General features: G+C 61.7%; 8 protein-coding genes. 5 read left to right on the top strand and 3 right to left on the bottom strand.

Annotated features, from left to right (window positions below; genetic code table 11):
- From rpoD to EN884_RS24445, 5 genes are all read left to right on the top strand, one after another.
- The coding region (rpoD, locus tag EN884_RS24465) for an RNA polymerase sigma factor RpoD (RefSeq protein WP_128360778.1) at positions 1-1,691 on the top strand (1,691 nt) is incomplete at its 5' end.
- 181 nt (positions 1,692-1,872) lie between these two features.
- The gene (locus tag EN884_RS24460) at positions 1,873-2,166 is read left to right on the top strand and encodes a GYD domain-containing protein (RefSeq protein ID WP_063168777.1); all 294 of its coding nucleotides are present in this window, start codon (positions 1,873-1,875) and stop codon (positions 2,164-2,166) included.
- A gap of 131 nt (positions 2,167-2,297) precedes the next feature.
- Positions 2,298-2,666, top strand: a complete 369-nt coding sequence (locus EN884_RS24455) for a DCC1-like thiol-disulfide oxidoreductase family protein (RefSeq protein ID WP_063168776.1) — start codon at positions 2,298-2,300, stop codon at positions 2,664-2,666.
- A gap of 159 nt (positions 2,667-2,825) precedes the next feature.
- Positions 2,826-3,512, top strand: a complete 687-nt coding sequence (locus tag EN884_RS24450) for a PadR family transcriptional regulator (protein WP_063168775.1) — start codon at positions 2,826-2,828, stop codon at positions 3,510-3,512.
- A 112-nt stretch (positions 3,513-3,624) separates the two neighbouring features.
- Entirely contained in the window at positions 3,625-3,924 is a 300-nt protein-coding gene (locus EN884_RS24445; RefSeq protein WP_024505488.1) for an HlyU family transcriptional regulator, read from the top strand.
- Positions 3,925-4,021: 97 nt separating this feature from the next.
- On the opposite strand, the gene EN884_RS24440 is transcribed toward EN884_RS24445, so the two are convergent.
- From EN884_RS24440 to EN884_RS24430, 3 genes are all read right to left on the bottom strand, one after another.
- Entirely contained in the window at positions 4,022-4,231 is a 210-nt protein-coding gene (locus EN884_RS24440) for a hypothetical protein (protein WP_013530154.1), read from the bottom strand.
- A 93-nt stretch (positions 4,232-4,324) separates the two neighbouring features.
- Positions 4,325-4,960, bottom strand: coding sequence for an outer membrane lipoprotein carrier protein LolA (locus EN884_RS24435; RefSeq protein ID WP_063168774.1), 636 nt, complete (start codon positions 4,958-4,960; stop codon positions 4,325-4,327).
- Between the two features lie 56 nt (positions 4,961-5,016).
- Complete coding sequence (locus EN884_RS24430) at positions 5,017-5,280, bottom strand: YMGG-like glycine zipper-containing protein (protein WP_013530156.1); 264 nt, start codon at positions 5,278-5,280, stop codon at positions 5,017-5,019.
- Positions 5,281-5,349 lie beyond the last annotated feature (69 nt).

Raw genomic sequence — 5,349 nt, 5'->3', positions numbered from 1 at the left:
CCACCGAGCCCATCTCGCGCAGATACATGCGCACCGACGATCCGGTGCGCATGTATCTGCGCGAGATGGGCTCGGTGGAGCTTTTGTCGCGCGAGGGCGAAATTGCCATCGCCAAACGCATCGAGGCCGGTCGCGAGACGATGATCGCGGGTCTGTGCGAAAGCCCGCTGACCTTCCAGGCCATCATCATCTGGCGCGACGAACTCAACGAATCCAAGATCCTGCTGCGTGAGATCATCGATCTCGAAGCCACCTATGCCGGCCCCGAGGCCAAGCAGGCGCCGGTGGTCGAGCGCGTCGAGGAAGCCAAGGTCGAGGACAAGCCGCGCCGTTCGCGCGACGACGAAGACGACATCACCAATGTCGGCGCCGATACGCGTGGGCTGACGGATGACGACGACGAAGACGAGGACGAAGCAAGCCTGTCGCTGGCCGCGATGGAAGCGGAACTCCGCCCGCAGGTGATGGAGACGCTCGACGTTATCGCCGACACCTACAAAAAGCTGCGCAAGCTGCAGGATCAGCAGGTCGAGAACCGTCTGGCCGCGGCCGGCACGCTGTCGCCCAGCCAGGATCGCCGGCTGAAGGAGCTGAAGGACCAGCTGATCAAGGCGGTGAAGTCGCTGTCGCTCAACACGGCGCGCATCGAGGCGCTGGTCGAGCAGCTCTACGACATCAACAAGCGCCTGGTGCAGAACGAAGGCAAGCTGCTCAGGCTCGCCGAAAGCTACGGCGTGCGTCGCGAAGAGTTCCTGAAGGAATATCAGGGTTCCGAGCTCGACCCGAACTGGACGCGCTCGATCGGCAACCTGACCTCGCGCGGCTGGAAGGAATTCACCAAGAACGAGAAGGATGCGATCAAGGACCTGCGCGCCGAGATCCAGAACCTCGCCACCGAAACGGCGATCTCGATCCTGGAATTCCGCAAGATCGTCAACCAGGTGCAGAAGGGCGAGCGCGAAGCGGCGATCGCCAAGAAGGAAATGGTCGAGGCCAATCTGCGCCTCGTCATCTCAATCGCCAAGAAATACACCAATCGCGGCCTGCAGTTCCTCGACCTGATCCAGGAAGGCAATATCGGCCTGATGAAGGCGGTCGACAAATTCGAATACCGCCGTGGTTACAAGTTCTCGACCTACGCGACATGGTGGATCCGGCAGGCGATCACGCGTTCGATCGCCGATCAGGCGCGCACCATCCGCATTCCGGTGCACATGATCGAAACGATCAACAAGATCGTGCGCACCTCGCGCCAGATGCTGCACGAGATCGGCCGCGAGCCGACGCCGGAAGAACTGGCCGAAAAGCTTGCCATGCCGCTCGAAAAGGTACGCAAGGTCTTGAAGATCGCCAAGGAGCCGATCTCGCTCGAAACGCCGGTCGGCGACGAGGAGGATTCGCATCTGGGCGATTTCATCGAGGACAAGATGGCGATCCTGCCGATCGACGCGGCGATCCAGGCCAATCTGCGCGAGACCACCACGCGCGTGCTGGCCTCGCTGACGCCGCGCGAGGAGCGCGTGCTCAGAATGCGCTTCGGTATCGGCATGAACACCGACCACACGCTGGAAGAAGTCGGCCAGCAGTTCTCGGTTACCCGCGAGCGTATCCGCCAGATCGAAGCCAAGGCGCTGCGCAAGCTCAAGCACCCGAGCAGGTCGCGCAAGCTGCGCAGTTTCCTGGATAGCTGAGACTTACCGATGCAAAGAGTTCAAGGGCGCCGATGGCGCCCTTTTTTGTTTGTGGGGCGCACTCTTGCGGGCCGGGCCCTTCGGGAGGATAATTTCGCTGTCGGATGCATTTCTGGGCGATAACCCGGATGCCCGCCCCGGCGAAGCCGCCGTGCTCCGTGGCCCCGGAGGGAGGTGTGCCATGACAAGCTACATCGTGCTGATGAACTGGACGGAGCAGGGTGCCAGAAACGTGCGCGAGTCACCGAAGCGGCTCGACGCCGCCAGAAAGCAGCTGGGAGACATGGGCGGATCGTTCAAGGCGTTCTACCTGACCATGGGCGAATACGACATGGTGGCGATGGTCGAAGCGCCCGACGACGCGGTGCTGGCGCGCTTCTCGCTGATGCTGGCGGCAGCCGGCAATGTCAGGACGCGGACGCTGAAGGCCTTTCCCGAATTGGCCTACCGCGAGATCGTCACCTCGCTCGGATAGAGCCTGTAGCGGAAGGGCCGGACCGGCTGGCCCGATACATTCTCCTTCGCGCGAGCGACCGAGCGACGTCTTGACGGCGCCCGATCGTTCGTGGTCCTTCAAGTTTGCGCTACCAACCAAATGCCGGAACTATGCTGACCGTCTGGTACAATACGCGCTGCCCGGTCTGCGATGCCGGGATCAGCAGGCAGAAGCGGCGGCTGATCGAAGCGGTCAAGGCTGGGCGGATCGAGTTCCGAGACATCAATCTTGAACCGGCAGCGCTAGCCGGATTTGGCGCGTCGCTTGAGGATATCCGCCGCCGGCTGCACGCCACCGATGCCGAGGGCCGACTGCTGGTCGGCGCCGATGTCGCCATCGCGGTATGGAAGGTCACGCCGGGCGAGGGCTGGTTGGCGACGCTGTTCGGCAATCCGGTTGCCTTGCCGCTGACACGCTTTGCCTACGATCGCTTTGCCGATCTTCTCTATGCCTGGAACCGGCGCAAGGGGCGCTGGTAGCCGAATTTATCGGTGGCCGCCGTTCGCAACGAAGCGGCCGAGACTGGAAAATCGAGCCCGCTGGTGCTGCATTCAGATACATCGTAAGATATATCTTGACTCCATCGATTGACTTGCCTAATTAAGATATATCGTACGATACAACTCAAGGAGCAATCAATGCACAAACACAATCATTTCGGGCGCGGTCATTTCGGCGAGCGCATGTTCATGCACATGGCCGGCAAATTCGGTGGCAGAGGGGGCGGCGGCTTTGGCCCGTTCGGCCACGGCGGCCGTGGTGGCGGGCGCGGCGGTCCGGGCGACATGTTCCGCGCCGGACGCATGCTGGCCGACGGCGACCTCAAGCTGATCACGCTGTCGCTGCTGGCCGAAGCGCCGCGTCACGGCTACGACATCATCAAGGCCCTGGAAGAGCGCACCAGCGGCATCTACAGCCCGAGCCCGGGCGTGGTCTACCCGACGCTGACCTTCCTGGAAGAGGCCGGCTATGCCGCCTCCGCCGCCGACGGTAACAAGAAGGTGTTTTCGATCACCGAGGCGGGCCAGGCGCATCTCGCCGACAACCGCGAGATGATCGACGGCGTGCTCGACCATCTCGAGCGCTTCGGCCGCAAAATGGCCAAGGCGCGCGACTGGTTCGGCTGGAACGACGAGAGCGAAGAGGGCGGGCGTCGTGGCGGCCGCGGGGATCGTTCGGAAGCGCGCGACGAATTCCGCGCAGTCCGTCACCGGCTGCGCGCGGCTCTGGGCGACTTCGTCGACGCCCCGGCCGACAAGCAGGCCGAGGCCATCGCCATCCTCGAAGCCGCCGCCGAGGCGCTGGAAGCGCTGTCGCACAAGTAAGCTCGTCCAGCCGACCGGACGCAGCCCTTGCCCGCTGGCCCAAGGACCGATAGTGAAATTCATCCCGCGTCACTCTACATGGTGCGGGATGAATGCTGTTGGAGGAAGTCCGATGTCTTTTCTGAAGCGTCTTTTCGGCGGTGGCGGCGGCGGAACCCAGACGGCTGAGCCGACGAGTGCAGCGCCAGCCAAGCAGGTCGAGCACAAGGGCTTTCTGATCAGCGCCACGCCCTACAAGGCCGATGGCCAGTACCAGACCTGCGGCGTCGTCTCCAAGGAGATCGACGGCGTGGTGAAGGAACACAAATTCATCCGCGCCGACCGCTTTGCCGGGCTCGATGACGCCGTCGACATCTCGATCAAGAAGGGCATCCAACTGGTCGACGAGCAGGGCGATCGGGTTTTTGGGTAAGGGCCGGACCATCGCCACACCGAGCGCCCCTTAGCCGCCCGGGCCTTGCGCCACGATAGACCTATCGCTCAGGGGTTGACGTGCGACCGCCAGCGGGTCAATTCGTCCTGGCGGGATCGATCGTCATCAGGCGTGCCCTTGCCTCGATCAGGTGCCTTTGCGCGGCCCTTATCCGGCTGCACAATGCCAGATTGAGGGCGACGCCACCTTCCTCATCCAGCAAGTCGTTCGCGCACTTCAAAGAGTGCTCAGCTCTCCTTATACGCAGTCTGGCTTTGGCCGCTTCCATGCTGTGAATTTCAATCATTGCGCCGCGTCCTTTGCGGTTCCGGTCCCTTCATGGACTAAACCGCTGATGATCGCATTGGTTCCGGCCCAGGGAATATGCCCGCGGCTTCGGCTATTTCGTTGTCGTGTTGAATTCACGGTTTGCCGTGTAATCGATCACGAAGGTACCCTCGGGAGCGCGAACGCCCTGCTTCACATTTGATATAGTCACCGTTGTGGTAAGTCCCTTCTCGTCGGTGAGGCTCCATCTGCGCAGATCGAGAGATTTACTGTCGAACACCATGGAGATGCTCGAATTGCCGAAGGTCGATCTGTCGGCCAGCTTGACGGTAACTTGGGCGCCATCGTCCCTGATGCTTTTCACGCGATTGCCGGAGAAGTCGACCTTATTGTCGAGCAGCAGCTTAAGCGGCGTCTTCGAGAGAGCATAAAGCCGCGATGTCTTCAGCTTTCTGTTATAAACCACCAGGGATTTGCCATCTGCAATCACGCTGATCCCTGATTGGCCTGCATAGTTGAATCGGATCTTGCCGGGGCGTTGTAGAAAAAACCTGCCACGGGTCCTCTCCGCATTTGGACCCGACTGGACGAAGTCCCCGGACATGGACTTTACCGATGAGAGGTGATCGGCAATCGTCTTGCCATCAACAGGCGCGGCGGAGATCGCGGCGGTGGATGCCGCATACATCGCGGCAGCGCTGGCAACGGCGAACCAGCAACCCAGCAGTACTTTGATCCGATAGCCCATCGCTTATCCCACCTCCGGAGCAGGCGCGTGATCGAAAGAGATCACGCGCCTCCAGGTCAGTAACCCTCCGGGCATCGTGCAACGTAAACCCGGCCATACTGATCGCGATATCTGCACTGGCCGGCTTCGCTGGCGTGCCCGATGACGGCCCCGGCTATCGCGCCAACCGCACCGCCAACAACCGCCCCTTGCACAGGATCGCCGGCCACCGCGGCGCCTACCGCTGCGCCACCCAAGCCGCCGACGGCAGCGCCTTGTTCTGTACGGGAGCACGCCGAGAGCGGAATGAGCAGGCTCAAAATGAGCAGCGTCTTTTTCATTGGTTCTCTCCTGGGCTACTATTAGCCAAAGCTTAAATGCTCAAGAAAGCTTTTCGATCCATCGTGGGT

Source organism: Mesorhizobium sp. M7A.F.Ca.AU.001.01.1.1, from assembly GCF_004022735.1.
Lineage (GTDB): Bacteria > Pseudomonadota > Alphaproteobacteria > Rhizobiales > Rhizobiaceae > Mesorhizobium > Mesorhizobium ciceri.
This window is presented reverse-complemented; position numbering and strand designations above follow the sequence as displayed.